Raw genomic sequence first — 24,439 nt, forward strand, 5'->3', positions numbered from 1 at the left:
GAAGGACCCTCCCATGCGCTCCGCCGTCATCGTCTCCACCGCCCGCACCCCGATCGGCCGCGCCTATCGCGGCGCGTTCAACAACACGCCCTCGCCCACGCTGGCGCATCACGCGATCGCCGCCGCGGTTGAGCGCGCCGGAGTCGACCGTGCCGAGATCGAGGACGTGATCCTCGGGGCAGCGCTTCAGCAGGGGCACCAGGCAAGCAACATCGCGCGCACCAGCCTGCTCCGCGCCGGGCTGCCGACCAGCGTGCCGGGCATGTCGGTCGATCGGCAATGCGCCAGCGGGCTGATGGCGATCGCGATCGCCGCCAAGCAGATCGTCACGGACGGCATGGACGTGACGGTCGGCGGCGGCGTCGAGAGCATCAGCCTGGTGCAGACGCCGGAGATGCGCATCGCGCCCGACCCGGAGCTGCTGGCGATGCACCGCGACATCTACATGCCGATGCTGCAGACCGCCGAGATCGTTGCCGACCGCTACGGCATCGACCGCGAGGCGCAGGACCAATATGCGCTCCGCTCGCAGCAGCGCACCGCGGCAGCGCAGGCGGCCGGCCGGTTCGACGACGAGATCGTCGCGGTGACGGCGACCAAGGCGCTCGTCGACAAGGAGACCAAGGCGGTCAGCTACGAAGAGGTGACGCTGTCGCGCGACGAGGGCAATCGCGCCGACACCACGATCGAGGGACTGCGCGCGCTCAAGCCGGTGGTCGGGCCGGACCGTAACGTCACCGCGGGCAACGCCTCGCAGCTCTCGGACGGCGCCTCGGCCAGCGTGCTGATGGAGGAGCGGCTCGCCGAGCGGCGCGGGCTCACCCCGCTCGGCCGCTATGTCGGCATGGCGGTGGCAGGCACCGCACCCGACGAGATGGGGATCGGCCCGGTGGTGGCCGTCCCCAAGCTGCTCGAGAAGAACGGGCTGACGATCGACGACATCGGCCTGTGGGAGCTCAACGAGGCGTTCGCGGTGCAGGTGCTCTACTGCCGCGACAAACTCGGCATCCCCGACGAACTGCTCAACGTCAACGGCGGCGCGATCGCGGTCGGCCATCCTTATGGCATGTCGGGCGCGCGGATGACCGGCCATGCGCTGATCGAGGGCAAGCGGCGTGGCGCGAAATATGTCGTCGTGACGATGTGCGTCGGCGGCGGGATGGGCGCGGCGGGGCTGTTCGAGGTGCTGTGAGGGCGGCCAGCCCGGCAAGGGCAAGCGGCACTGGCGGCTCACCGGGAGTCGCCTGTTCGTCGCTGCCCTCCCCACCGCTACCGCCCCCGCAACCAACCCGACGCGCTCTCGTTTTCCGTCCACACCGACAGGAGACCCAAGATGGCGGACGCCAACACCGACCCGACCAAGCTCAAGCATGATCTGTGGCAGAAGATGGCGGACAGCCCGTTCGTCATGGTCGGCCCGGCGGACGGCTCGTCGCACAGCGAGCCGCTCACCGCGCAGCTCGACAAGGATCAGGTCGACACGCTCTTCTTCTTCGTCGGCAAGGACAATCGTCTCGCCGGCGGCGGGCGTGTGATGGCGCAATATGTGTCCAAGGCGCACGACTTCTTCGCCTGCATGGACGGACAGGCGCGGATCGACAACGATCCCGCGCTGATCGACAAATTGTGGAACAAGCAGGCCGAGGCCTGGTTTCCGGGCGGCCGCGAGGACCCGAATCTGGCGCTGCTGCGCGTCGACATCGACAGCGCCGAGCTGTGGGAGAATGACGTCTCGCTCTCGGGTCGGGTGAAGATGCTGTTCGGCGGCACGATCAAGGCCGGCGAGGAAGGCAGCCACGCCAAGGTGGCGACGACTGCGGAGAGCTCGCCGGCATGACCTAAAGTCCTCCCCGGTAAGGGGAGGGGACCGCTGGCCGCAGGCCGGTGGTGGATGGGGCGCGCCTCACACGACCCCGCGCGGGTGCGGAGAGCCCCCTCCGTCACAGCTTCGCTGCCAGTGCGGGCGAGATGGTGTCTCCCAGACACCACCTCGCCCGGCAGGAGGCAGGCCAAAGCCCGCTCCCCGCGAGCGGGGAGGATCTAACGAAAAAGGCGCCCGGCTCGCACCGGGCGCCCTTCTCGCATCAGCCGCTCCGCGCGGCTTACGCGCTATAGTACATGTCGTACTCGACCGGGCTCGGCGTCATCTCCCAGCGCGCCACGTCCTGCCACTGCAGCTCGACATAGGCCTCGATCTGGTCCTTGGTGAACACGTCGCCCTTCAGCAGGAAGTCGTGGTCGGCCATCAGCGAATCGAGCGCCTCGCGCAGCGACGCGCAGACCGTCGGCACCTGCGCCAGCTCGGCCGGCGGGAGGTCGTACAGGTTCTTGTCCATCGCCTCGCCGGGATGGATCTTGTTCTGGATACCGTCGAGGCCCGCCATCAGCAGCGCGGCATAAGCGAGATACGGGTTGGCCATCGCGTCGGGGAAGCGGACCTCGACGCGCTTGCTCTTCGGGCCGGTGCCATAAGGAATGCGGCACGACGCCGAGCGGTTGCGCGCCGAGTAAGCGAGCAGCACGGGCGCCTCGTAACCCGGCACCAGCCGCTTGTAGCTGTTGGTGGTCGGATTGGTGAAGGCGTTGATCGCCTTGGCGTGCTTGATGATCCCGCCGATGAAATAGAGGCAAGTGTCGGACAGGCCGGCATAGCCATTGCCCGCGAACAGCGGCTCCTTGCCGTTCCAGATCGAGAAGTGGGTGTGCATGCCCGAGCCGTTATCTTCCTTGATCGGCTTGGGCATGAAGGTGGCCGACTTGCCATAGGCATGCGCGACCTGGTGCACGACATACTTGTAGATCTGCATGCGATCGGCGGTGGTGGTCAGCGTGCCGAAGGTCAGCCCCAGCTCGTGCTGCGCCGCCGCTACCTCATGGTGGTGCTTGTCGCACGGCAGGCCCATCTCGATCATGGTCGAGACCATCTCGCCGCGGATGTCGACCGCCGAGTCGACCGGCGCGACCGGGAAGTAACCGCCCTTGGCGCGCGGGCGGTGCGCGAGGTTACCGCCCTCATATTCGCGGCCGGTGTTGGTCGGCAGCTCGATGTCGTCAATCTTGAAATAGCTGGTGTTGTAGCTGGTCTCGAAGCGGACGTCGTCGAACATGAAGAACTCGGCCTCGGGACCGACATAGACGGTGTCACCGATCCCGGTGGTGGCAACATAGGCCTCGGCGCGCTTGGCGGTGGTGCGCGGATCGCGGCTATAGCCCTCGCCGGTCGACGGCTCGACGATGTCGCAGAACACGATCAGCATCGGCGTCGCCGAGAAGGGATCGGTGTAGATGGCATCGAGGTCGGGCTTGAGGATCATGTCCGACTCGTTGATCGCCTTCCAGCCAGCGATCGAGGAGCCATCGAACATCAGACCGTCGGTCCACTCGTCCTCGCCCATCACCGAGGCGACCATGGTGAGGTGCTGCCACTTGCCCTTGGGATCGGTGAAGCGCAGATCGACCCACTCGATCTCCTCATCCTTGATCTTCTGCAGAACGTCTGCGGCCGTGTTCGCCATGATGCTTCTCTCTCTCGCAGGTGCGCTCCCCGAACGGTGCCGGAGCGCGCGGTAACAGGGACACCCCGGCGCGCGGCCGGGGGGGCGGGGATGTCAGATCGCGTCGTTGTCGCGCTCGCCGGTGCGGATGCGCAGCGCGGTCTCGACCGGGATCACGAAGATCTTGCCGTCGCCGATCCGGCCGGTCTGCGCCGCGGCGGCGATCGCCTCGACGACGCGCTCGGCGAGCCCGTCCTCGACCACCACCTCCAGCTTCACCTTTGGCAGGAAGTCGACGACATATTCGGCGCCGCGATACAGCTCGGTATGGCCTTTCTGCCGGCCGAAGCCCTTGGCCTCGGTCACGGTGATGCCGCTGACGCCGATCTCGTGCAGCGCCTCCTTCACCTCATCCAGCTTGAACGGCTTGATGATCGCTTCGATCTTCTTCACGCGACTGACGTCCCACCCCGAATATAAGCGCCGATACCCCGCGAGGTACCTTGCACCGACCGTGCCAGCCGCAGCGTCCGAGAGCAACCCGCCGTGGCGATGATCCGCGCACGCGACCGGCTGCCCGTTTTACAGGCAGATCGCCGCGACTGCCGCCTCATTGGGCAGCAAGCGACAGTCCAATTTGTTAAGTGGCGCAAGGCTATGGCCCGCCGATGCGTAACAGACGGTCGAGCTGGATCCTTGGCGTGGCGGCGCCCGCGCTGCTGCTCGGCGGCTGCGGCGGCGGTGGCAGCGAGGGCGGCGGCGCGAGCGGCGCGGCCGGCGCGAGCGTCGCGGTCGTCGTCGCCCCCTCGCCGAGCCCGTCGCCGACACCGGCACCGGTCGCGACGCCCAGCCCGGTCGTAGCGGTCGCGCCAGCCGCTGCCCCGGCGGCCGACTGGGCGGGTCGCGCCGCCGCGCTGTTCTCCACCCAGCCGGATGTGCCCAACTGCCGCGCAGGCGTGCTGGCTGACAGCGTCCGCGCCGACATTCTCGCGCGCGTCAACGCGATGCGCGCGCTCCACCGTCTCCCCGCGGTGAGCTACTCCGGCCCGGAGGACGAACAGGCGACGCAGGCGGCGCTGATGATGGCGGCGAACGGCCAGCTCACCCACACGCCGCCCGCCGACTGGAAATGCTACACCGGTGCCGGCGCCGCCGGCGCGGGGACGAGCAATCTCTATGGCGGGCTGATCTCGCCCTATCTCGCTTATTACACCGAGGACATGTATCTCGGCGGCTGGCTGACCGAGACGACCAACCTGGTCGCCAACAACGTCGGGCATCGCCGCTGGCTGCTCGACCCGTTCCTCGGCAAGATCGCCTACGGGCGGGTCGCGCAGGTGCTCGCGGACGGCAGCCGCACCGATGCGGCGGCGATGAAGGTGGTGTCGTTCACCGGCGGCGTCGCGGTGCCCGCGGGTCTGCCCCCCTATGTGGCCTATCCCTACGGCGACTATCCGGCGCGCTACTTCGATCCGGCGGCGCTGCTGTCCTTCTCGGTCATTGCCGACGCGTCGCAGCGCGGCGGAGCCAATGCGAGCGTCGACTTCGCTAGGGCGAGCGTGATGGTGTCGAACGGCACCACCGCGCTGACCGTGTCCAACGTCAGCTTCGACAATGCCGGCTACGGCCTGCCCAACAACATCCAGTTCGCCGCGGCGGGGCTGACGAGCGGCGTGACGTACACGGTGACGGTATCGAACGTGATCGTGCGCGGCCAGGCGCAGAGCTACACCTACACCTTCCGGATCGTGGCGTAGCGCGTAGCGCGGCCCGGCGCTCGCCCGGTCAATAGGGCGGCGTGTCGAGCCCGGCGGGCGAGCAGGTGAAGATCTCGCACCCGTCCTCGGTGATGCCGATCGAATGTTCGAACTGCGCCGAGAGCGAGCGATCGCGCGTCACCGCGGTCCAGCCGTCGTCGAGCAGCTTCACATCGGGGCGGCCGATGTTGATCATCGGCTCGATCGTGAAGATCATGCCCGGGCGCAGCTCCACGCCCGTGCCCGGCCGGCCGACATGCACCACCTCGGGCGCGTCGTGGAACAGCCGCCCCAGACCATGCCCGCAGAAGTCGCGCACCACGCCGTAGCGGTGCGACTCGGCATGGCGCTGGATCGCGTGCGCGACGTCGCCCATGTGATTGCCGGGGCGCGCCTGCTCGATGCCGAGCATCAGGCACTCATAGGTCACCTCGACCAGCCGCTTGGCCTTCAGCGGCACGTCGCCGATCAGGTACATGCGGCTCGAGTCGCCGTGCCATCCGTCGACGATCGGGGTCACGTCGACGTTGACGATGTCGCCCGACTTGAGCGGCTTGTCAGACGGGATGCCGTGGCACACGACATGGTTGATCGAGATGCAGGTGCTGTGCGCATAGCCGCGGTAGCCGAGCGTCGCGGGCACGCCGCCGCCGGCCAGGATGAATTCGTAGATCAGCCGGTCGAGCGCGGCGGTGGTGACGCCGGGCACCATGTGCGGCACCAGCATATCGAGCGTCTCGGCGGCGAGCCGCCCCGCCTTGTGCATGCCGGCGAAGGCGTCGGGGCCGTGCAGCTTGATCGCGCCGGTGCGCCCGAGCGGCGCGTCGCTGGTGACGGTGACATAATCGGTCATCGCGGCGATATAGCGTGGCGACCTCGCGAATGCGAGGCTATGCCCGCGCGTCATGGAGACCGAACGCATCTGGACCGCGGCGCTGGTGGTGATCGGCGACGAGATCCTCTCGGGCCGCACGCAGGACAAGAACATCGCCCAGCTCGCCAGCTGGCTCAACGTCCACGGCATTCGCCTGGCCGAGGTGCGCGTGGTGGCAGACCGCGAGGCGGCGATCGTCGAGGCGGTCAACCAGCTGCGCGCGCGCAACGACTATCTCTTCACCACGGGCGGGATCGGGCCGACGCACGACGACATCACGGTCGATTCGATTGCGGCGGCGCTCGGCGTCGGCGTCGTTCATCACCCCGAGGCGGTGGCGGTGCTCGAACATTATTACGCGACGCGCGGCGGCATCACCGAGGCGCGGCTGCGCATGGCGCGCGTACCCGAGGGCGCCACGCTGATCGAGAACCGCGTCTCCGGCGCGCCGGGGATCCGCATCGGCAACATCTTCATCATGGCGGGGGTGCCGCACATCACCGCGGGCATGCTCGACGCGCTTACCGGCACGCTCGAAGGCGGGCGTCCGGTGGTGAGCGGCACGATCGGCTGCTGGGTGGCGGAAAGCGAGGTCGCCGACCTGCTCCGCGCCACCGAAAAGGCGCACGACGGCGTGGCGATCGGCAGCTATCCGTTCTTCCGCGACGGCCGCACCGGCGCCAATTTCGTGGCGCGCTCGCCCGACGCGGCGCTGGTGGAACGCTGCCTCGCCGAGCTGGGCGCGGCGCTGACGGCAGCGGGGCATGAGGTGGTCGCGGGCGGGATCTGAGGCGGCCGAAGAAAGCCCCTCCCCCTGAGGGGAGGGGTTGGGGTGGGGCGTCGCCGCTGACGCTGCGTTCGTGGAAGCGCCCCACTCCGGCCCTCCCGTGAAGGGGAGGGGGAGTTCGTTTTGGTTCCCCCCATCTACCGCTACGTCGCCCCCTTCAGAAGCCGCGCCGCAGCGTCACGAAGACCTGCCGCGGCGCGCCGGCGAGCAGGGTCTGGTTGTCACCGCTGGCGGTATAGCCGTTGCTGCCGATCGTCGAGACATACTTCTTATCGGTCAGGTTGGTGACGCTGCCCTCCAGCGCGAAGCCGCGGAAGAAGCCCATGTTCTCGCCCAAGCGCACGCCGATGCTGGCGTCGACCAGCACGCGCGATCCAATCGACTGGTCGTTGAGATAGGTGAAGTAGCGCTTCGCCATATAATCCGCGCCGACGCGGCCGAAGAAGTGGCTGTCGTCATACACGATCTCGCCCTTGGCCATATGCTCGGGCGTGTCGACCACGATGTCGCCGCGCTCGACCTGAAGGATCTGACGGGGCTGCCCGTTCGAATCGATTGCCGTGCTGAAGACCGTGTCCTGATAGGTCGCCTTGTTGTAGCTGTAGCTCGCGAACAGGCTGAGCGGCGGCAGCACGCGGTAATAAGCCGAGACCTCGCCGCCGTAGCTTTCGACGCCGCCGGCGTTGTTGAGCGTCGGCGGGTTGCCCTGGATGCCCGAGCCGTTCTGGAAGGTAAGCAGCCGGTCGTTGAAGTCGATGTAATAACCCACGGCGGAGAGCTGGAGCCCGCCGGTGCGCAGCCGCACGCCGCCCTCCGCGGTCTTCGACGTCTCGGGTTTGATCCGCGAGCGGATCGCGTCGAAGCCGACCTGGGTGGTGCCGAACGGGCCCGCGGTACCCGAGACGAACGCGCGCATGTTCTCGGTGTAGCTGGCGAACAGCTCGGCGCCGCGGCCGAGGTCGAACACCGCGCCCGCCTGCGGCAGGAACCAGTCCTTCGATTCGATCCTGCCGGCGACCAGCACGCCGGTGAGCAGGTTCGCCTGATTCTCGACGCGCATGCCCTTCCAGCCCGCGTTGAGCGTCAGCCGGCCGAGCTGCAGCGTGTCGGCGACGTGATATTGCAGCGTCTCGGTATCGTAATTGCCCGCCCATTCCGTGAAGAAGGGATTGGACTGATAGTCGAGCGCGCGGCGGTTGGCGATGGTACCGTCCGCCATGCCGTAGAAGCGGCGCGCCTGATCGAAGCTGTTGCTCTCATACCAGGCGCCGAGCTCGAGGCGGTTGGCGCCGAGCTCGAGCGCCGCGTTGGTGAGATTGCCCGCCCGCATGATGCGATATTCAGTGGTGCGATAGGACAGCGCCGAGCCGTTGGCGATCGGCGTACCGTCGGCGTCGGGCGCGCCCGCCGGAGTGGCGCGATAGGGCGTGATCCACGACCCCTGCCCCTTGTTGCGATGAACATAGCTGGTCGACACCACTGACAGCGCCGGGGTGAGCTGCGCCTCGAAGGTGATGCCGCCGAGCCAGTCGCGGCGCAGGCCCGCCGCGTCGTAATAGACGTCGTCGAGCGAGCCGATCCCCGCCGGGAAGGCGAGCCCGGCGCCGGGATAGGGCAGCGCCGCGGTGGCGCTCGCCGCGCGCGCGGCCTGATTCTGCGCGATCTGACCGAGCTGGAGCGCGAGCGGATAGTCGTTCGAGATATTGTCGTTGTTCAACCCGCGGCGGCGGATGATGTCGAGGCTGAGGTCCTGGTAATCATTCTCGCGACGATCGGAGAAGTCGAGGAAGGCGGTGATCTTGCCGTGCTCGCCGACCTCCTTCACCACCTTGGCATTGGCCTGGTGCTGGCGCTGCTCACCGAAGCCCTTCCACTTGTCCGTCTTGAGGAAGCCGTAGCTGAGATAGCCCTTGAGCCCGCCGCCGAGATCGCCCGACTCGGCGCGCACGAAGGCGCGATACGTCTCGTCGCTGCCATAAGTGCCCGAGGCGACCAGGTCGGCGGTATCCGACGGCGCGCGGCTGACGAACTGGAGCGTGCCGCCGAGATTGCTGGTCGAGGCGGTGCCAAGCGCGCCCGCGCCCTGTGCCACGGTGGTGCTGGCGATGTTCTCCGAGATGATCGCGCGACTGATGTGGAGCCCGTTGACGTTGCCGTAGCTCATGTCGCCGAGCGGCACGCCGTCAAGCGTGAAGCCGAGCTGGCTCTGGTTGAAGCCCCGCAGCGAGATGCGGGTCGACCATTCGTACGCGCCGAAGGCGTCGGCCGACTGGAAGTTGACGCCCGGCAGCTTCGCTACCGCCTTGAGCGGCGAGGTGCCGGGGGTGAGCCGCTCGAGATCGGCCGAGGTGACGGTCTGCACCTGTCGGCTCTGGCCGAAGCCGAGCACCACCACGTCCTCCCCCTCGGTCGGCTGCTCCGGCGCCGCGCGGTCGACCGCCGCGGCGGTGGCGGGGGGCGGCGCGTTCTGCGCCAGCGCGGGCGCGGCGGCGAGCAGGCCCGAGGCACCGGCGAGCAACGCGAACTTGGTGGTCATCGTCTCTTCCCCCATTGTCGTTGACGGGGGCGCCTGCACTAGGTCCGGGTCGGGCCGGTGACGTTTTGATTGCGGTTATGCGACAATGGCTTGCAGAGCGTGCTCCTTCGCACGCAGGAGCCCAGGGCCACGAGGGCCGGCGTCCCGCGGCTCTGGGTTCCTGCTTACGCAGGAACACGGGCAGACATAAGGACAACGGCCGCCGCACCCTTCGGTACGGCGGCCGCCGACTCAACCGGAAACGCCAGACCTCACGCGACCTGGGCGGTCTCCTCGGGCTCGCGCAGCACATAGCCGCGGCCCCATACCGTCTCGATGTAATTGTCGCCGCCGCATGCCATGCTGAGCTTCTTGCGCAGCTTGCAGATGAACACGTCGATGATCTTGAGTTCGGGCTCGTCCATCCCGCCGTAGAGATGGTTGAGGAACATCTCCTTGGTCAGCGTGGTGCCCTTGCGCAGCGAGAGCAGCTCGAGCATCGCATATTCCTTGCCCGTCAGGTGCACGCGCGCACCGTCGACCTCGACCGTCTTGGCGTCGAGGTTGACCGAGAGCTTGCCGGTCTTGATCACGGACTGCGAGTGGCCCTTCGAGCGACGCACCACGGCATGGATGCGCGCGACCAGCTCCTCGCGGTGGAACGGCTTGGTGACATAATCGTCGGCGCCGAAGCCGAAGCTGCGCACCTTGGAGTCCATCTCGTTGATGCCCGAGAGGATCAGCACCGGCGTCTGCACCCGTGCGACGCGCAGCTTCTTCAGCACGTCATAGCCGTGCATGTCCGGCAAGTTGAGGTCGAGCAGGATGATGTCGTAATCATACAGCTTGCCGAGATCGAGGCCTTCCTCACCCAGATCAGTATTGTAGACGTTGAATCCCTCGGTCGACAGCATCAGCTCGATCGCCTTGGCGGTCGTCGGCTCGTCCTCGATCAGCAGCACGCGCATCGGCAATTCCCCGGTTCGTCAACGCGGTAGACTCTGTCGTCCGCGCTTGGCTACGTTCATACCCAATGGCTTCTGAACCAGAAAGGTTAATTCACACTTAATCCGGACGTTCCGTTAATGTCGAATCTTCATTATCTGTCGCCTCGCGCAGCGTGCCCTTGGCGGTGAACAGGGTGCGTTCGCGCGACCGCGGGATATCCTCGCCCAGCACTTCGCGCAGATACAGGCTGCGCACCAGCGTGAAGCCGACGACCAGGATGCCGCCCGAGAAGAACAGCCCGAACAGCCCGAACACCGCGCCGGTGCCGATGATCGCGAACAGGCTGAGCGCGGGAGGGATCGCGATGACGCGGCTGGTGACGAACGGGGTGACGAAATTGGTCTGGACGACGCGCACCACCGCGAACACCGCGAGCGCCCAGACGAGCTGGTCGGTGCCCCTGGTCGCGGCCAGCCCCAGCGCGGGCAGCATCGCCGCGACAGGGCCGACATAGGGGATGAACTCGGACAGGCCGGTGAGCAGCCCGAGCAGCGCCGGCGAGGGGACGCCCGCGATCCACAGCCCGATCCCGACCATCGCACCCATCGCGGTCATCTGGATCAGCTGCGCGCGCAGCCACAGCAGCAGCGTCGAGGCGACGTCGCCCAGCGCGTCCTCCACCGCGGCGCGCTTCGACGGGGGCACCAGCAGCAGGAAGCCGCGCTCGTAGATCTTGGGGTCCACCGCGAAGAAGATCGCGCCGAACAGTACCAGCACCGCGTTGAGCAGCAGCTCGCCCGCGCCGCGCACGATCTCGCCGATGTCCTGCGCCACCCGGCTGCCCGCGAAGGCGGCCTGCACCGCGTCCGCCACCTTCTCGCCCACCGGGCTCTGCGACATATAGGCCTGGAGCTGCCCGAGCAGGCCCGGCAGCGCGACCACCAGCGTATTGACCTGCGCGCGGAACTCGACGCCGAACAGCCAGCCGAGCAGCGCCAGGAAGGCGATCACGCTGGCGATCGCGGCGCCCATGGCGGCGCGCGCGCTCATCCGGGTGCGGGTGGCGTACACCTCGGCGATGGCGTGGATGATGATCGCGATCAGCATCGAGCCGAAGGCGAGGATCAGCAGGTGACGCGCGAAATAGAGCGCGGCGAGCACCGCGACGATCAGCACCAGCCACAGCACGCGGCGGACGAAGCGCGCATCGGGCTCGTCGGGGGCGAGCCGGTTCATGCGCGCGCAGGCGTCGCGGTGAAGGATCGTTGCATCGCCGGCACAACGCCCAGATGCGCGAAAAGGCGCGCCGCGTCAGGGAAAAGCGGATGGTGGGCGGCGGAAGGTGACGGCGGCGCTCTCCCTTGCCGCTTCCGCTTCTTCTGGCGCCCGACCCCCCTCCTCTCATCCTCAGCTTGGTTCAGGATCCACCCCACCACCTACTCACCGGCCGATGGGCATGCGGTCCAATGAGTCCTGAAGCGAGTTCGGGACGACGCCAGTGAGAACCGGTGATGCTCACCCGCCGCTACGCCGGCAACAGACTCAGCGGCGACGCCCAATCGAGCAGCTGCTGATACTCCTGCGGCGGATCAGGCAGCGTGGCGCGCTCGGCGACCGCGGCAGCGAGGCACAGGCCGGCGAGCAGCACCATCCAGGCAGGCACGCGGCGCAGCGGATAGGTGTCGGCGAGCAGCACCGCCGCCAGCGCGGTCGCCAGCATCGGCCACAGATGATAGCGCAGGTCGGTCGCGATCGAGATCGCCAGGAAGCTGAACTCGAGCGTCACCGCGGAGGCGAGCAGCGCGATGGCGAGCTGGCGCGCCGGCGAGTGGCGCCAGCGCCGCGTCCCCACCAGCAGAATGAGCGCCAGCAGCAGCCACGCGAACGGCCAGCCGAGCGGGGTCAGCACCGCCTGCGCGGAGAGCCATTGCCACTGGCGTGCCTCCAGGCCCGGGTCGCCGAGCCCCAGCCGGTTGCGCTCGCCCGCGGGCGGCGGCGCCGCGCCCGCGAGCCGCGCCGGCACCAGCCAGCGCTCCGTCATGTTCCAATGCGCCGCGCGCTGCGCCAGATAGGCGAGCGGATGGTGCAGCGCGGCGTTGGCGAGCCGAAGGTACAGGTCCGCGGCCGATTCGCGCTGGAGCGGCGCGATCGCGGCGACACAGGCCGGCGTGTCACCGAGCGGGTCCCAGAAATAGGGCGTGACGCATCCGTTCGCGCGCAAGGCGAGCGCCGCCGCGCGCGGAAGCCCGACCGAGTGCGAGCCGGGCGCACGCACCGCGATCCCCGCGAGATCGTAGAGCGGCTGGGTTTTCTCCACTCCGCTGCGGCTCGCGCCGATCAGCTGGTGGTTGATCGCCCCGGCCACGCCCAGTGCCAGCGCGAGCAGCGCTGCGGCGGTGACGATCAGCGCCCCGGCGCGCCGCATCGGCAACAACCCGGCGATCAGCGGGGCCAGCGCGAAGGCGGCATTGGCGCGGACCAGCAGCGCATAGCCGAACAGCAGCGCGGCGAGCAGCAGCGCGGCGGCGGGGATCGGCCGGTCGCGCAGCCGCCACCATGCCACGATCCCGATCGCGCCCAGCGCGGTACCGACGAGTTGCGCGTCCTTGAGCACCACTGCCTGCCAGCCGAGGAACGGCGGCAGCAGCCCGATCAGCAGCACCATCCACCCCGCACCGGCGCGCCCGATGCGGGCGAGCGCGCCCGCGATCAGCCCCAGCCCGAGCCAATAGCCGGTGAGCTGGATCACCAGCAGCGGAGTCGCGCCGTCGCCCAGCGGGGTCAGTTGCCGCCACAGCCACGCCATCACCGGCGGGTGCCAATCGTCGTAGCGGCCGCTGAGCACCTGGCGGAACTGCTCCACCGTGTCGTACTCGCTGATGCCGGGCGCGAAGACGATCAGCGACGCCAGCAATAGCACCGCGGCGGCGATCAGCGGGTAACGGGCGGGGCGCGACGCATAGATCATATGGCCGGATTATAGGACGCGCAGCGGCACCCCGCGTCGTTCGGTCAGATGTGCAATGCCCGGTTGTACGCGCCGAGCACGCTCTCATGCATCATCTCGCTCAGCGTCGGGTGCGCGAACACCGTCTCCATCAGCTCGTGCTCGGTGGTTTCGAGCTGGCGCGCCACGACATAGCCCTGGATCAGCTCGGTCACTTCGGCGCCGACCATGTGCGCGCCGAGCAGCTCGCCGGTCTTGGCGTCGAACACCGTCTTCACGAAGCCGTCCGCCTCGCCCAGCGCGATCGCCTTGCCGTTGCCGATGAAGGGGAATTTGCCGACCTTCACCGCGCGGCCACCCTCCTTGGCCGTGGCCTCGGTGAGCCCGACGCTGGCGACCTGCGGGCGCGAATAGGTGCAGCCCGGGATGTTCCAGGTCTCGAACGGGTGCGGGTCCTGCCCCGCGATCTTCTCGACGCAGACGACACCCTCGTGGCTCGCCTTGTGCGCCAGCCAGGGCGCGCCGGTGACGTCGCCGATCGCGTAGATCCCCTCGACGTTGGTGCGGCCATAGCCGTCGACCTTGATGTGCCCGCGCTCGGTCTGCACGCCGAGCGTCTCCAGCCCGATATTCTCGGTGTTCGGCACGATGCCGATCGCGACGACGACGTGGCTGTACTCCTCGGTCGTGCTCTTGCCGTCCTTCCCCTTGATCGTTGCCTTCACCGCGGCCGCGCCGGTCTCGATCGTCTCGACGCCGGCGCCGGTGAGGATACGGATGCCCTCCTTGGTGAGGCGTTTCTCCATGAACGCGCTGACCTCCTCGTCTTCCACCGGCAGGATCCGCGGCAGCATCTCCACGACGGTGACGTCCGCGCCCATGTCGTTGTAGAAACTGGCGAACTCGATGCCGATCGCGCCCGAGCCGATGACCAGCAGCTTGGTTGGCATCTCCTCGGGCACCATCGCGTGGCGATAGGTCCAGATGCGTTTGCCGTCGGCCTTGGCGAAGGGCAGGTCGCGCGCGCGCGCGCCGGTGGCGACGATGATGTGCTTGGCCTCGAGCTCGACCGTGCCGCCGCCCTGCTTGACGCTCAGCTTCCCCTTGCCGGTGAGCGCGCCGACGCCCTCGACCACCGTCACCTTGTTCTTCTTCATCAAGCCTTTGACGCCGGCGTTGAGCTGGCCGGCGACCTTGCGGCTGCGGTCGACGATCTTGGTGAGATCAAAGCCGACATTCTCCGCCTTGAGGCCATAGTCGGCGGCATGGGTCATGTAGTGATAGACCTCGGACGTGCGCAGCAGCGCCTTGGTCGGGATACAGCCCCAGTTGAGGCAGATGCCGCCGAGCCGCTCGCGCTCGACGATCGCGACCTTGAGCCCGAGCTGCGCCGCGCGGATCGCGGACACGTAACCGCCGGGGCCCGAGCCCAGCACGATGAGATCGTAGGTGTCAGCCATTGCGCCACTCCCGGGCCGCAGCCCCTGTTTGCCAATAGATGGGTGGCGCGGGTCACGCGCGCACCGCGAATTTCGATCACGCCGCGGGCGGTACCTCGCGCGGGCGGCGGTCCTCGTCGATCGCGACGAAGGTGAAGCGCGCCTCGGTCACCTTGCGCACCTCCTCGCCGTGGCGGTCGCGCGCCCAGCTCTCCACGTCGATCGCAATCGAGGTGCGCCCGACGCGCGCGATCGTGGCATAGACCGAGACCTCGTCGCCGACATGGACGGGGGCGTGGAACTGCATGCCGTCCATCGCGATCGTCACCGCGCGGCCGCGCGCGCGCCGCGCCGCGGTGAGCCCGGCCGCGGAGTCCATCAGGCTCATCAGCCAGCCGCCGAAAATGTCGCCATAGGCGTTGGCGTCAGCCGGCATCGCGGTGGTGCGGATCGTCGGCGCCGCCGTCGGGGGCGCCGCGGCCGGCGCAGCCGCCGCGCTCACGCGCGCCTCGTCCCGCGGCGCTGCTCGTCGCGCTGCTGGACCTCCCAGACGTCGCGCGCGCCGAGAAGCGCCACCGCCACCATCGTGCCCGCGCCGACCAGCCAGATCGTCTCCGCGCCTTGCGGATAGCTCCACGCCGCGCCCTTGAAGACGAGCGCGGTCACGCCGAGCGCGAGCAGCCCCCAGGCCCATTCGCGCCACACCGCGGGCAGCTCCATCTGCGCCATCGCCCGTTCCGGCTCAGGCGAGCATCGCCAGCGGGTTTTCGACGAGCTGCTTGAACGCCTGCATCAGCTGCGCGCCGTCCGCACCGTCGATCGCGCGATGGTCGAAGCTGCCCGTCGCCGACATCACCGAGGCGACGCCGAGCGTGCCGTCCTTGAGCACCCACGGCCGCTTCTCGCCCGCGCCGATCGCCAGGATCATGCCCTGCGGCGGGTTGATCACCGCCTCGAACTGCTTGATGCCGAACATGCCCATGTTGCTGATCGACGCGGTGCCGCCGGTGAACTCCTCGGGCTTCAGCTTCTTGTCGCGGGCGCGCGCGGCGAGGTCCTTCATCCGCGTCGAGATGCTCGACAGCGAGGCGGTGTCCGCCTCGGTGATCACCGGCGTGATCAGCCCCTCGGGGGTCGACACCGCGACCGAGATGTCGGCGCGCGCGAAGCTGACGAGCTGGTCGGGCGTGAACATCACGTTGCACTTGGGCACCTGGATCAGCGCCACCGCGAGCGCCTTGATCAGCAGGTCGTTGACCGACAGCTTCACCCCGCGCGACTCCAGCCCGGCGTTGAGCTCGCCGCGCAGCTTGAGCAGCTTGTCCAGCTCGACGTCGACCGTGAGATAGATGTGCGGCACCTGCTGCTTCGAGTCGGTCAGGCGGCGCGCGATCGTCTTGCGCATGTTGCTGAGCTTGGTGAGCTCGTGCGGCACGTCGGGGATCGTCGCGGGCCTGGGCGCAGGCGCGGCGGCCTCCGCGGCCGGCGCGGGCGCGGCGGTGCTGCCGGCGGGCGCCGCGGCGCCGGTCTTGGCACCCTCGACGTCGGCCCGGACGATGCGGCCGTTCGGGCCGGTGCCGCTCACCGACGCGAGATCGACGCCGCGGTCGGCGGCGATGCGGCGCGCCAGCGGGCTGGCCTTCACGCGCTCGCCGGTGCCGCGCGGCGCGGCAGCAGGGGCCGCCGGCGATGCGGGCGCGGGCGCGGTTTCGCGCGCGATCTGCGAGTCGGCCGGCTTGCCGTGATCCTCGACGTCCTCGGGCGCGGGCTGGGCCTCGCTGCCGGTGTTGTTGGGATCCTTCGCGGATGCGCGCGCGCCGGCGGTCTCGCCCGCGGGCGCGCTGTCCCCCGCGCCATCGTCCTCGCCCTCGAGCAGCGCGATCACCGTGCCCACCTTCACGCCGTCGGTGCCCTCGGCGACCGCGATCTTGGTGATGCGGCCCTCGTCGACCGCCTCGAACTCCATCGTCGCCTTGTCGGTCTCGATCTCGGCCATGATGTCGCCCGCCTTGACCTCGTCGCCCTCCTTGACGAGCCACTTGGCCAGCGTGCCCTCTTCCATCGTGGGCGAGAGGGCAGGCATCTTGATTTCGATGGGCATCGTTCGTCCTCGAGCGGATCCTGGGGATTGCCCGCGTCTCTCGCGGACCGGCGCGGCACGGTCAACCCCACCGCCCGCTCCGCCTCGTGGCGGCGCCTTGCGCGGCGGTGTCGCACGACGGTACACCGCGACGATCAGGGGACCCCAGCGATGCGCATCTACCTCACCGTCGTCGACGACACGCCCGAGGCGCTGAGCGCGCTGCGCTTCGCCGCGCGGCGCGCGGTGAAGACCAACGGCGGAGTCGAGATCCTCGCGCTGCTGCCGCCGCAGGAGTTCATCCCGTTCGGCGGGGTGCAGGCGACGATGGAGGAGGAGCAGCGCCAGCACGCCGAGGGGCTGGTCGCGCGCGCGGCGGGGACGCTGCTGGAGGAATCGGGCGTGCGCCCGTCGCTGACGGTACGCAGCGGCGACGGCCCGAAGGTGATCCGCGAGCTGATCGCAGCCAACCCGCAGATCGCCGCGCTGGTGCTCGGCGCCGCGGCGGGCGGCGCGCCGGGCGCGCTGGTGAGCCACTTCGCCGCCGAGGCGGGGACGCTACCGGTGCCGCTGATGATCGTGCCGGGCGGGCTGGAGACGGACGCGATCGACCGGGTGAGCTGACACCGGATCGTTGCCTGCGTCGGCAAAATAAGAGCAGGATCACATTGGCGAAGCGCTCCCCTCCCCTTCCAGGGGAGGGGCGGGGGGTGGGGCGCTTCAACGAACGCGGCCCCAGCGGAGGCGCCCCACCCCAACCCCTCCCCTGGAGGGGAGGGGCTTCGGTTCAGGGCACCGTGACTCCCGTTCTGCAAGCCCTACGCCGCGTCGAACTGCAGGCTCGCCAGCCGGGCGTACAAGCCGCCGCGCGCGATCAGCGTGGCGTGCGTCCCCTCCTCGACGATCCGGCCGCCGTCCATCACCACGATGCGCGACGCCGCGCGCACCGTCGCCAGCCGGTGCGCGATCACGATCGTGGTGCGCGTCGCCATCAGCCGCTCCAGCGCGTCCTGCACCAGCCGCTCGCTCTCGGCGTCGAGCGCGCTGGTCGCCTCGTCGAGCAGCAGGATCGGCGAGTCGCGCAGCAAGGCACGCGCGATCGCGATGCGCTGGCGCTGCCCGCCCGACAGCCGCGCGCCGCCCTCGCCGAGGAAGGTGTCGAGCCCCTCCGGCAGCGCGCGCAGAAAGTCGGCGGCGTTGGCCGCCTCGGCCGCGGCCCAGACCTGGTCGTCGCCCGCGTCCCAGCGGCCGTAGCGGAGGTTGTCGCGCGCGCTGGTGGCGAAGATCACCGTCTCCTGCGGCACCATCGCGATGCGCGCGCGCACCTCGGCGGGGTCGGCCCGGCGCAGATCGACCCCGTCGACCAGCACGCGCCCCGCGACGGGTTCGTAGAAATGCTCGATCAGCTGGAACAGCGTCGACTTGCCCGCGCCCGAGGGGCCGACCACCGCCACCGTCTCGCCCGGCGCGACGCTGAGTGTAAAGTCGTGCAGCGCCGCCATGTCGGGACGGGTCGGGTAGCGGAACTCGACCGCCTCCAGCGTCACCCGGCCCTCCGCCGGCACCGGCAGCGCGACCGGATGCGCCGGTGCCGCGATCGCGGGCCGCTCGTCGAGCAGCTCGGCCAGCCGCCCCGCGGCGCCTGCGCCGCGCAGCAGGTCGCCGTACACTTCGGTCAGCGCGCCGAACGCGCCCGCGACGATGCCGCCGGTCAGCACAAAGGCCGCGATCGCGCCGCCCGAGAGCCGCCCCGCCGCCACGTCGATCGCGCCCTCCCACAGCACCAGCGTGATCGCGCCGAACACCAGCCCGATCACGATCGCGGTCATCACCGCCCGCAGCCCGATGCGGCGCTTGGCGGCGTCCATCGTCGCCTCCACCGCGCCGGCGAAGCGCGCACTCTCGCGCCCTTCCTGGCCGAACGCCTGCACGATCTTCATCGCGCCCAGCACCTCGGTGACGATCGTGCCGACATCGGCAACGCGGTCCTGCGAGGTGCGCGAGTAAGCGCGCACCTTCCGGCCCAGCAAAGTGATCGGCAGGATCATCAGCGGAATGCCCAGCAGCAGCAGCGAGGCGAGCTTGGGCGAGATGGCGAAGAGATAGATCAGCCCGCCCACTGCGGTGAAGCTGTTGCGCAGCGCCACCGAGATGGTCATCCCCACCACCGTCTCGATCTGCCCGGTGTCCGCGGTCAGCCGCGAGGCGATTTCGGACGGGCGGTTCTCTTCGTAGAAGGCGGGGCTGAGCGTCATCAGGTGACGCACCACGCGCTCGCGGAGGTCGGCGACGACGCGCTCGCCCAGCCAGGCGACGAAATAGAAGCGCACCGCGGTGCCGAGCGCCAGCACCACCACGATCATCAGCATATAATGGAAGGACGACGCGACCGCCGCGGACGAGCCGTCCCCGGCAGCGAAGCCGCGGTCGATCACGCGCTTGAAGCTGTACGGGATCGCGATCGTCGCCGCGGAGGTGATCGCCAGCGCGGTGAAGGCCGCCGCGATCTGCGCGGGATAGGCGCGCGCGTGCTGCCACACCATCGCGAGATTGCCCAGGCGACGCGAGGGCGCCGGGCGAGAGGGAGCGACGTCGGGAACGCTAGCCATGTCGGGCGCCTAGCAGCGGCGGCGGGGCGGCTCAACGTGTGGCGCGGCGGACACCACAGCGGCACGATCGCCACCCGGCGCCGCTTCGTGCGTTACGGCTCGACAGCCTTTGTAATACGACCGGCTCTTGCCCATATCAGGGGCGGAAGGAAGCGGATGCTCTACGACGCTTATGAATGGCAGCGGTCGTGGCTCGCCTCGGCGAGCGCGATGGCGACGGTGGGGGCCAATTGGCTCAACAACCCGTCCAACCCGTTCGCCTATCTCGGCGGCGGGCCGGTGATGGCGAGCGCGCTCGAGGTATTCGCGCACGCCTCCGCCTCGCGCGGCAAGCCCGCCTTCGCGCTCGACACCACCATCGTCGACGGCCGCGAGGTGGCGGTGACCGAGGAGATCGTACTCCAGCGACCGTTCGGGCAGCTCAAGCGCTTCCGTCGCGAGGGTGTCGAGGGCGGGCCGCGGCTGCTGATCGCGGCGCCGATGTCGGGCCATTTCGCCACGCTGCTGCGCGGCACGGTGGAACGGATGCTGCCGTTTGCCGACGTGTACATCACCGACTGGCGCGACGCCAAGCTGGTGCCGCTCGCCGACGGCCAGTTCGACCTCGACGATTACATCGACTATCTGGTCGCCTTCCTCGAGGCGATCGGCCCCGATGCCGGTAGCGGCGACGGCCCGCGCGGCGCGCACATGCTGGCGGTGTGCCAGCCCTCGGTACCCTGCCTCGCCGTGACCGCGCTGATGAGCGCCGACGCCAATCCGTGCCGCCCGCGCACGCTGACGATGATGGGCGGCCCGATCGACACGCGCGAGGCCCCCACCGCGGTGAACACGCTCGCCACCGAGCGGCCGTTCGCCTGGTTCGAGCAGAACGTGATCGCCACCGTGCCGATGCTCTACCCCGGCGCGGGACGGCGCGTGTACCCGGGCTTTCTCCAGCTCGGCGGGTTCATGACGATGAACCTCGGCAACCACATGATGAGCCACTATGAGCTCTTCAAACATCTCGTCACCGGCGACGGCGAGAGCGCGGACGCGACCAAGCGCTTCTACGACGAATATCGCTCGGTCTGCGACATGACCGCCGAATTCTACCTCCAGACGATCGACGCCGTCTTCCAGACCCACGCACTGCCGCGCGGCATGATGACGCATCGCGGCCGCCCGGTCGATCTCGGCGCGATCACTGACGTCGGGCTGCTCGCGATCGAGGGCGAGCGCGACGACATCTCGGGGCTCGGCCAGACCAAGGCGGCGCTGACCTGCGCGACGGCATTGCCCGAGGCACACAAGCGCTACCATATGGCCGAGGGTGTCGGCCATTACGGCATCTTCAACGGCTCGAAGTGGCGCGAGCGGATCGCGCCGGTGGTGGAAGAGTGGATCACCGCGCACGGGTGAGGCGGGCTGCGATCCCGCCCAGCGGTACGGCTAGGCTATGCCGGGTTCGTACTGCGTCGGCGCGTGTAACCTGTTTCGTCATCCCGGGCTTGACCCGGGATCTAACAGGCCGCGCACTCCCAAGTCATTGTTCTTTCGGCGCCATGGATCCCGGCTCAAGGCCGGGATGACGGCAGAGCGTAAGGCGGCGGTTTGTCAGCGCACCAAATGCGCCTCCCCGCCGGCAGCGGGAGGATGGACGCTCGCCGCGAACGGGACCACCCTGTCGGCGGGTGCCTCCCTCCGCCAGCCGGCACGCTGCCGGGGCGGGCGAAGGGGGTCCAGGCTCAGAACCCGATCGACGCGCGCGCCGCGATCCGGTCACCCGCATGATCGAGCGCCGCATACGGTGAGGCCACCACCGCATCGTCGCTGATGTCGGTCCCGGTGTAGACCAAAGCCAGCGTCAGCGGCCCGGTGATATGCTCCACCCCCACCGACCAGTCGCGATAGCTGCCGGTGGGACGCAGCCGCGCCGCGCGCACCGGATCGTCAACGCTGCCCGACGAGCGGCCGAGGCTGGCGGTGAGCGTCCAGGGTGTCGCCGGGATGCCGACCCGTCCGCGCACGCCGAGATAGAGATTGTCGCCGCCGATCGCGCCCTGCGACGGGGCGTAGCGCGCCTCCACGCCGGCTTCGGCCGGTCCGAGCGAGTAGCTCGCGCCCGCACCCAGCTCGCCGTAATCGAGTGCGCCGCGCGCGCCCGAGAAAAGGTGCCCGGTGACGAAGCCGTCGAGCCGGAACCCGCCCGCCGACCGGCTGTAGCCCAGCGTCGGCTCGAACACCGCGTCGGCGCCGCCATGACGCGCGTCGCCGCGCGTGCCCGTCGCCCGCACGCCGAGGTCGATGCCGGCCGGCAGGTCGACGCGCGCCCAGGCGGCGGGAGCGAGCTCGCCGTCGCTCCAGCTCAGCCCGCGGCGGCGCTCGTCGGTGGCTATCTCAATCCCGGCGTGCGGCGCGATCTGCGCCGTCGCCGGGGTCACGATGGCCGCGCCGGTCAGCGCGGCGAAGATCAGTGTCGCGTGCCGCACTCAGCCGCGCACCTGATCATGCGCGGCGTCGAGTTCGGCGACCAGCGCGTCCTGGTCGCGCGCGGCCACCGCGAGCAGATGCTCGCGCACGCGGTCGCTGCGCGCCGCGACGTCCCGCGCGATCGCCTCGCGCTGCGTCGAGCACCAGCCCGGTCGCGAGCCGGTCAGCGGCTGGTCGGCGCTGACGGTACGCGCCAGCACATGGCCGGCAGGATGCCGTGCCTCGCGCTGCACTGCGATCGAGGCCTGCCACGCGCAGCGCAGCGCGCTGGGGCGGCCGGGCGCACCCACCGCGCCGATCTGGCGGTGCGTCACGTTGACGTCGCTGCGGTAGGTGACATCCACGCGTTGGCCACGATGATCGAGCTGGACCTGGTGCGCGGCATCGGCGGCGGCGGGGACCGGTTCGGTGGCGGTGAGCGCCAGGGCGAGCCCGGCGACGATCGAGAAGGACATAGGTTTCTCCTTGCGCTGCCCCGGACCATGTTGCCCGGTGGCAGCACCGAGATGAGGATTCGCCCGCCTGCTTCAACGAAGCGATCGCCTGCCGCAATGATTTCTCACACGCGATACGATGCATGTTGCCGATCGCGGGTCAGGGCGACGGTTGTGCGGCGCGCGTGGGCGCGGCACAGTCGCGCGCGATGCCCTATGCGCCCGCCCTGCCCACCATCGCCGAGGCGATCCAGGCCTCGCTCAGCCCCGTCTTTATGCTCACCGGCATCGGCGCGCTGCTCAACGTGCTCACCGGCCGGCTGGCGCGCGTGATCGACCGCGCGCGCGTGCTGGAGGAGCGCCACCCCGCGCTCCAGCGTGACGATCGCACCCGCGCCGCCGAAGAGCTGCGCCGGCTGGCACGGCGGATGAAGGTGATCAACGCCTCGCTGTTCCTGGCGGTGGCGAGCGCGGTGGCGACCTGCACCGTGGTGGCGATGCTCTTCGTCGGCGCGCTGACGCGCTATCACATCGGCCAGTGGGTGGCGTTCAGCTTTATCCTCGCCATGTCGCTGCTGATCGCGGCGTTCGTCGCCTTCATGGTCGAGGTGCGGCTGTCGATCCACGCCATCCGCGTGCGCGACGAGCTGCTGCGGTAGGGCGCCGGGACGTCCGGCCCTTCTACCGTCATCCCGGACGTGATCCGCGCACGCCTCCCTTTGCGAAAACGCTCATCCATCGAGCTCGTCGGCGATCGCGCATTTGACTGTGAGGATGGCGCCTCGGAAGCATGGATCCCGGATCACGTCCGGGATGACGGCAGCAGGTGAGGCTCGCCGCCGCCCGCCACCCCGCCGCGCTCACCGGGTCGGGTCGATCAGATACTTCTCGCCCGTCGCCTTGCGCTCATAGGCGCGCAGCACGTCGGGGTCGAGCGCCTCGGCCAGCCCGATCGTGCGCGTGTAGCGGCTGGCGAAGGTGGTGGTGAGCTCGTCCACGACGCGCTGGCGCATTCGCCCGACCACCTCGCGGCCGGCCTTCTGCAGCCAAGGGGTCAGCAGGAAGCCCGAGACGCTCCATTGGAAACCGAATGCCAGCCGGTTGAGCACGGTCGGCGCGGTGTCGAGCGCCCCATAGACGTAGAGCTGCTTGAACACGGTCGAGCCATAGCGGCTGTATTCGGTGGCGCGGCGGTTGGCGGCCTGCTCCATCGCCTGGACGATGTCGCTGCCGAGCGTGCCGCCGCCGATCGCGTCGAACGCGATCGTCGCGCCGGTGTCGGCGATCGCCTCGGCGAGCTGACGGCGGAAGTCCTCGGCGCGGCTGTCGACCACGTAAGTGGCGCCGATCTCCCGCAGCAGCGTCGCCTGGGCCGCGCTGCGCACCACGTTAACCAGGGGCACGCCGTCGGCAAGGCAGATCCGCTGCAGCATCTGTCCCAGGCTGGAGGCCGCCGCGGTATGGACGATCGCGCTGTGCCCCTCCGCCCGCATCGTCTCGACGAAGCTGAGCGCGGTGAGCGGGTTGACGAACATCGCCGCGCCGTCCGCCGCACTGGCGCCGTCGGGCAGCGGCACCACGTCGCGCGCGCGCAGCTTGCGGTATTGCGCATACATCGCGCCGCCCATCATCCCGACCTTGCGCCCCAGCAACGCCTGCGCCTCGGGACCGGCCGCGATCACCGTGCCGGCGCCCTCGTTGCCGACCGCGAGCGACTGGTCGATCCGCGCGCGCACGCCGCCGAGCCGGTCGCGCGGCACCTCGAAGTGCAGCACCGGTCGATCCGCGCTGCCGCTCCGCTCCAGCGTGGCGATGTCCGCAGGGCCGAGCAGCAGGCCGAGATCGGAGGGGTTGATCGGCGCCGCCTCGACGCGGACGATCAACTCGTCGCCCTGCGGCGGCGACAGCGTCACCTCCTCCAGCGACAGCGTCAGCCGGCCGGCCTCATCGACCGTCGAGCGCAGCTCCAGCCCGTTCACCTCGTCCATCCTCGCCTCCTCGTCACGTCCGGCGCAGCGATGCGCGCACGGGGTGGCGTGGTCAAACCCGTTCTCATCCGCGCGCGGCTAGGCTAGCGCGGCCA

Annotated in this window: 22 protein-coding genes; 7 read left to right on the forward strand and 15 right to left on the reverse strand. The window is 69.5% G+C overall.

The features are described 5' to 3' along the window. Window positions 1-13: 13 nt before the first annotated feature. The gene (locus tag ACMGDM_RS04650) at window positions 14-1,192 is read left to right on the forward strand and encodes an acetyl-CoA C-acyltransferase (protein WP_436802935.1); all 1,179 of its coding nucleotides are present in this window, start codon (window positions 14-16) and stop codon (window positions 1,190-1,192) included. Between the two features lie 141 nt (window positions 1,193-1,333). Next, window positions 1,334-1,837: a pyridoxamine 5'-phosphate oxidase family protein gene (locus ACMGDM_RS04655; RefSeq protein ID WP_436802936.1), complete on the forward strand. Its 504-nt coding sequence runs from the start codon at window positions 1,334-1,336 to the stop codon at window positions 1,835-1,837. Window positions 1,838-2,102: 265 nt separating this feature from the next. Here ACMGDM_RS04655 and glnA read toward each other — a convergent pair whose 3' ends face one another. After that, window positions 2,103-3,515: a type I glutamate--ammonia ligase gene (gene glnA / locus ACMGDM_RS04660; protein ID WP_436802937.1), complete on the reverse strand. Its 1,413-nt coding sequence runs from the start codon at window positions 3,513-3,515 to the stop codon at window positions 2,103-2,105. Window positions 3,516-3,608: 93 nt separating this feature from the next. Further along, window positions 3,609-3,947, reverse strand: a complete 339-nt coding sequence (locus ACMGDM_RS04665; protein ID WP_132910351.1) for a P-II family nitrogen regulator — start codon at window positions 3,945-3,947, stop codon at window positions 3,609-3,611. A 215-nt stretch (window positions 3,948-4,162) separates the two neighbouring features. On the opposite strand from ACMGDM_RS04665, the gene ACMGDM_RS04670 reads away from it, so the two are divergent. Continuing rightward, window positions 4,163-5,251: a CAP domain-containing protein gene (locus tag ACMGDM_RS04670; protein ID WP_436802938.1), complete on the forward strand. Its 1,089-nt coding sequence runs from the start codon at window positions 4,163-4,165 to the stop codon at window positions 5,249-5,251. A gap of 28 nt (window positions 5,252-5,279) precedes the next feature. On the opposite strand, the gene map is transcribed toward ACMGDM_RS04670, so the two are convergent. Continuing rightward, window positions 5,280-6,104 (reverse strand): type I methionyl aminopeptidase, encoded by an 825-nt coding sequence (gene map, locus ACMGDM_RS04675; RefSeq protein WP_436802939.1) that lies wholly within the window; start codon window positions 6,102-6,104, stop codon window positions 5,280-5,282. A gap of 52 nt (window positions 6,105-6,156) precedes the next feature. Between map and ACMGDM_RS04680 the strand changes: the two genes are divergently transcribed. After that, complete coding sequence (locus tag ACMGDM_RS04680; protein ID WP_436802940.1) at window positions 6,157-6,915, forward strand: competence/damage-inducible protein A; 759 nt, start codon at window positions 6,157-6,159, stop codon at window positions 6,913-6,915. Window positions 6,916-7,069: 154 nt separating this feature from the next. Here the strand turns inward: ACMGDM_RS04680 and ACMGDM_RS04685 are convergent, their stop codons facing one another. The 8 genes from ACMGDM_RS04685 to ACMGDM_RS04720 form a co-directional block, all read right to left on the reverse strand. Beyond that, window positions 7,070-9,448 (reverse strand): TonB-dependent receptor, encoded by a 2,379-nt coding sequence (locus tag ACMGDM_RS04685; RefSeq protein WP_436802941.1) that lies wholly within the window; start codon window positions 9,446-9,448, stop codon window positions 7,070-7,072. A 251-nt stretch (window positions 9,449-9,699) separates the two neighbouring features. After that, window positions 9,700-10,395 (reverse strand): response regulator transcription factor CtrA, encoded by a 696-nt coding sequence (ctrA, locus tag ACMGDM_RS04690; RefSeq protein ID WP_436802942.1) that lies wholly within the window; start codon window positions 10,393-10,395, stop codon window positions 9,700-9,702. A gap of 97 nt (window positions 10,396-10,492) precedes the next feature. Further along, complete coding sequence (locus ACMGDM_RS04695) at window positions 10,493-11,611, reverse strand: AI-2E family transporter (protein ID WP_436802943.1); 1,119 nt, start codon at window positions 11,609-11,611, stop codon at window positions 10,493-10,495. Window positions 11,612-11,900: 289 nt separating this feature from the next. Continuing rightward, window positions 11,901-13,343, reverse strand: a complete 1,443-nt coding sequence (locus tag ACMGDM_RS04700) for a hypothetical protein (RefSeq protein WP_436802944.1) — start codon at window positions 13,341-13,343, stop codon at window positions 11,901-11,903. Between the two features lie 44 nt (window positions 13,344-13,387). Continuing rightward, complete coding sequence (gene lpdA / locus ACMGDM_RS04705) at window positions 13,388-14,782, reverse strand: dihydrolipoyl dehydrogenase (RefSeq protein ID WP_436802945.1); 1,395 nt, start codon at window positions 14,780-14,782, stop codon at window positions 13,388-13,390. A 76-nt stretch (window positions 14,783-14,858) separates the two neighbouring features. Continuing rightward, window positions 14,859-15,197, reverse strand: coding sequence for an acyl-CoA thioesterase (locus tag ACMGDM_RS04710; protein ID WP_436803628.1), 339 nt, complete (start codon window positions 15,195-15,197; stop codon window positions 14,859-14,861). Window positions 15,198-15,259: 62 nt separating this feature from the next. After that, window positions 15,260-15,490, reverse strand: coding sequence for a hypothetical protein (locus tag ACMGDM_RS04715; protein ID WP_436802946.1), 231 nt, complete (start codon window positions 15,488-15,490; stop codon window positions 15,260-15,262). A 13-nt stretch (window positions 15,491-15,503) separates the two neighbouring features. Next, window positions 15,504-16,862: a pyruvate dehydrogenase complex dihydrolipoamide acetyltransferase gene (locus ACMGDM_RS04720; protein ID WP_436802947.1), complete on the reverse strand. Its 1,359-nt coding sequence runs from the start codon at window positions 16,860-16,862 to the stop codon at window positions 15,504-15,506. A gap of 150 nt (window positions 16,863-17,012) precedes the next feature. Between ACMGDM_RS04720 and ACMGDM_RS04725 the strand changes: the two genes are divergently transcribed. Continuing rightward, the gene (locus tag ACMGDM_RS04725; protein WP_436802948.1) at window positions 17,013-17,465 is read left to right on the forward strand and encodes a universal stress protein; all 453 of its coding nucleotides are present in this window, start codon (window positions 17,013-17,015) and stop codon (window positions 17,463-17,465) included. 194 nt (window positions 17,466-17,659) lie between these two features. Here the strand turns inward: ACMGDM_RS04725 and ACMGDM_RS04730 are convergent, their stop codons facing one another. Beyond that, window positions 17,660-19,450, reverse strand: coding sequence for an ABC transporter transmembrane domain-containing protein (locus ACMGDM_RS04730; protein ID WP_436802949.1), 1,791 nt, complete (start codon window positions 19,448-19,450; stop codon window positions 17,660-17,662). Window positions 19,451-19,606: 156 nt separating this feature from the next. On the opposite strand from ACMGDM_RS04730, the gene ACMGDM_RS04735 reads away from it, so the two are divergent. Next, the gene (locus tag ACMGDM_RS04735; RefSeq protein WP_436802950.1) at window positions 19,607-20,851 is read left to right on the forward strand and encodes a polyhydroxyalkanoate depolymerase; all 1,245 of its coding nucleotides are present in this window, start codon (window positions 19,607-19,609) and stop codon (window positions 20,849-20,851) included. A 326-nt stretch (window positions 20,852-21,177) separates the two neighbouring features. Here the strand turns inward: ACMGDM_RS04735 and ACMGDM_RS04740 are convergent, their stop codons facing one another. Then, window positions 21,178-21,921 carry a TorF family putative porin gene (locus tag ACMGDM_RS04740; RefSeq protein ID WP_436802951.1) on the reverse strand — a complete coding sequence of 248 codons (744 nt, stop codon included), beginning with the start codon at window positions 21,919-21,921 and terminating at the stop codon, window positions 21,178-21,180. Further along, on the reverse strand, window positions 21,922-22,377 hold the full coding sequence (locus tag ACMGDM_RS04745) for a hypothetical protein (protein ID WP_436802952.1): 456 nt from the start codon (window positions 22,375-22,377) through the stop codon (window positions 21,922-21,924). It abuts the gene before it with no gap. 122 nt (window positions 22,378-22,499) lie between these two features. Between ACMGDM_RS04745 and ACMGDM_RS04750 the strand changes: the two genes are divergently transcribed. Beyond that, window positions 22,500-23,015 (forward strand): DUF2721 domain-containing protein, encoded by a 516-nt coding sequence (locus ACMGDM_RS04750; protein WP_436802953.1) that lies wholly within the window; start codon window positions 22,500-22,502, stop codon window positions 23,013-23,015. Window positions 23,016-23,216: 201 nt separating this feature from the next. Here the strand turns inward: ACMGDM_RS04750 and ACMGDM_RS04755 are convergent, their stop codons facing one another. Further along, window positions 23,217-24,344 (reverse strand): zinc-binding dehydrogenase, encoded by a 1,128-nt coding sequence (locus tag ACMGDM_RS04755; protein ID WP_436802954.1) that lies wholly within the window; start codon window positions 24,342-24,344, stop codon window positions 23,217-23,219. Window positions 24,345-24,439: the final 95 nt, after the last annotated feature.

This window comes from Sphingomonas larreae, from assembly GCF_051400595.1.
Taxonomy (GTDB): Bacteria; Pseudomonadota; Alphaproteobacteria; order Sphingomonadales; family Sphingomonadaceae; genus Sphingomonas.

Bases quoted from the DNA above. Each gene is read 5' to 3' on its own strand.
- ACMGDM_RS04710 (WP_436803628.1), bottom strand. From the start codon at position 15,197: ATGCCGGCTGACGCCAACGCCTATGGCGACATTTTCGGCGGCTGGCTG.
- ACMGDM_RS04750 (WP_436802953.1), top strand. From the start codon at position 22,500: ATGTTGCCGATCGCGGGTCAGGGCGACGGTTGTGCGGCGCGCGTGGGC.
- ACMGDM_RS04685 (WP_436802941.1), bottom strand. From the start codon at position 9,448: ATGACCACCAAGTTCGCGTTGCTCGCCGGTGCCTCGGGCCTGCTCGCC.
- ACMGDM_RS04720 (WP_436802947.1), bottom strand. From the start codon at position 16,862: ATGCCCATCGAAATCAAGATGCCTGCCCTCTCGCCCACGATGGAAGAG.
- ACMGDM_RS04725 (WP_436802948.1), top strand. From the start codon at position 17,013: ATGCGCATCTACCTCACCGTCGTCGACGACACGCCCGAGGCGCTGAGC.
- map (WP_436802939.1), bottom strand. From the start codon at position 6,104: ATGACCGATTATGTCACCGTCACCAGCGACGCGCCGCTCGGGCGCACC.
- ACMGDM_RS04715 (WP_436802946.1), bottom strand. From the start codon at position 15,490: ATGGCGCAGATGGAGCTGCCCGCGGTGTGGCGCGAATGGGCCTGGGGG.
- ACMGDM_RS04730 (WP_436802949.1), bottom strand. From the start codon at position 19,450: ATGGCTAGCGTTCCCGACGTCGCTCCCTCTCGCCCGGCGCCCTCGCGT.
- ACMGDM_RS04670 (WP_436802938.1), top strand. From the start codon at position 4,163: ATGCGTAACAGACGGTCGAGCTGGATCCTTGGCGTGGCGGCGCCCGCG.
- lpdA (WP_436802945.1), bottom strand. From the start codon at position 14,782: ATGGCTGACACCTACGATCTCATCGTGCTGGGCTCGGGCCCCGGCGGT.
- ACMGDM_RS04755 (WP_436802954.1), bottom strand. From the start codon at position 24,344: ATGGACGAGGTGAACGGGCTGGAGCTGCGCTCGACGGTCGATGAGGCC.
- ctrA (WP_436802942.1), bottom strand. From the start codon at position 10,395: ATGCGCGTGCTGCTGATCGAGGACGAGCCGACGACCGCCAAGGCGATC.
- ACMGDM_RS04655 (WP_436802936.1), top strand. From the start codon at position 1,334: ATGGCGGACGCCAACACCGACCCGACCAAGCTCAAGCATGATCTGTGG.
- ACMGDM_RS04695 (WP_436802943.1), bottom strand. From the start codon at position 11,611: ATGAACCGGCTCGCCCCCGACGAGCCCGATGCGCGCTTCGTCCGCCGC.
- ACMGDM_RS04650 (WP_436802935.1), top strand. From the start codon at position 14: ATGCGCTCCGCCGTCATCGTCTCCACCGCCCGCACCCCGATCGGCCGC.
- glnA (WP_436802937.1), bottom strand. From the start codon at position 3,515: ATGGCGAACACGGCCGCAGACGTTCTGCAGAAGATCAAGGATGAGGAG.
- ACMGDM_RS04745 (WP_436802952.1), bottom strand. From the start codon at position 22,377: ATGTCCTTCTCGATCGTCGCCGGGCTCGCCCTGGCGCTCACCGCCACC.
- ACMGDM_RS04680 (WP_436802940.1), top strand. From the start codon at position 6,157: ATGGAGACCGAACGCATCTGGACCGCGGCGCTGGTGGTGATCGGCGAC.
- ACMGDM_RS04735 (WP_436802950.1), top strand. From the start codon at position 19,607: ATGCTCTACGACGCTTATGAATGGCAGCGGTCGTGGCTCGCCTCGGCG.
- ACMGDM_RS04700 (WP_436802944.1), bottom strand. From the start codon at position 13,343: ATGATCTATGCGTCGCGCCCCGCCCGTTACCCGCTGATCGCCGCCGCG.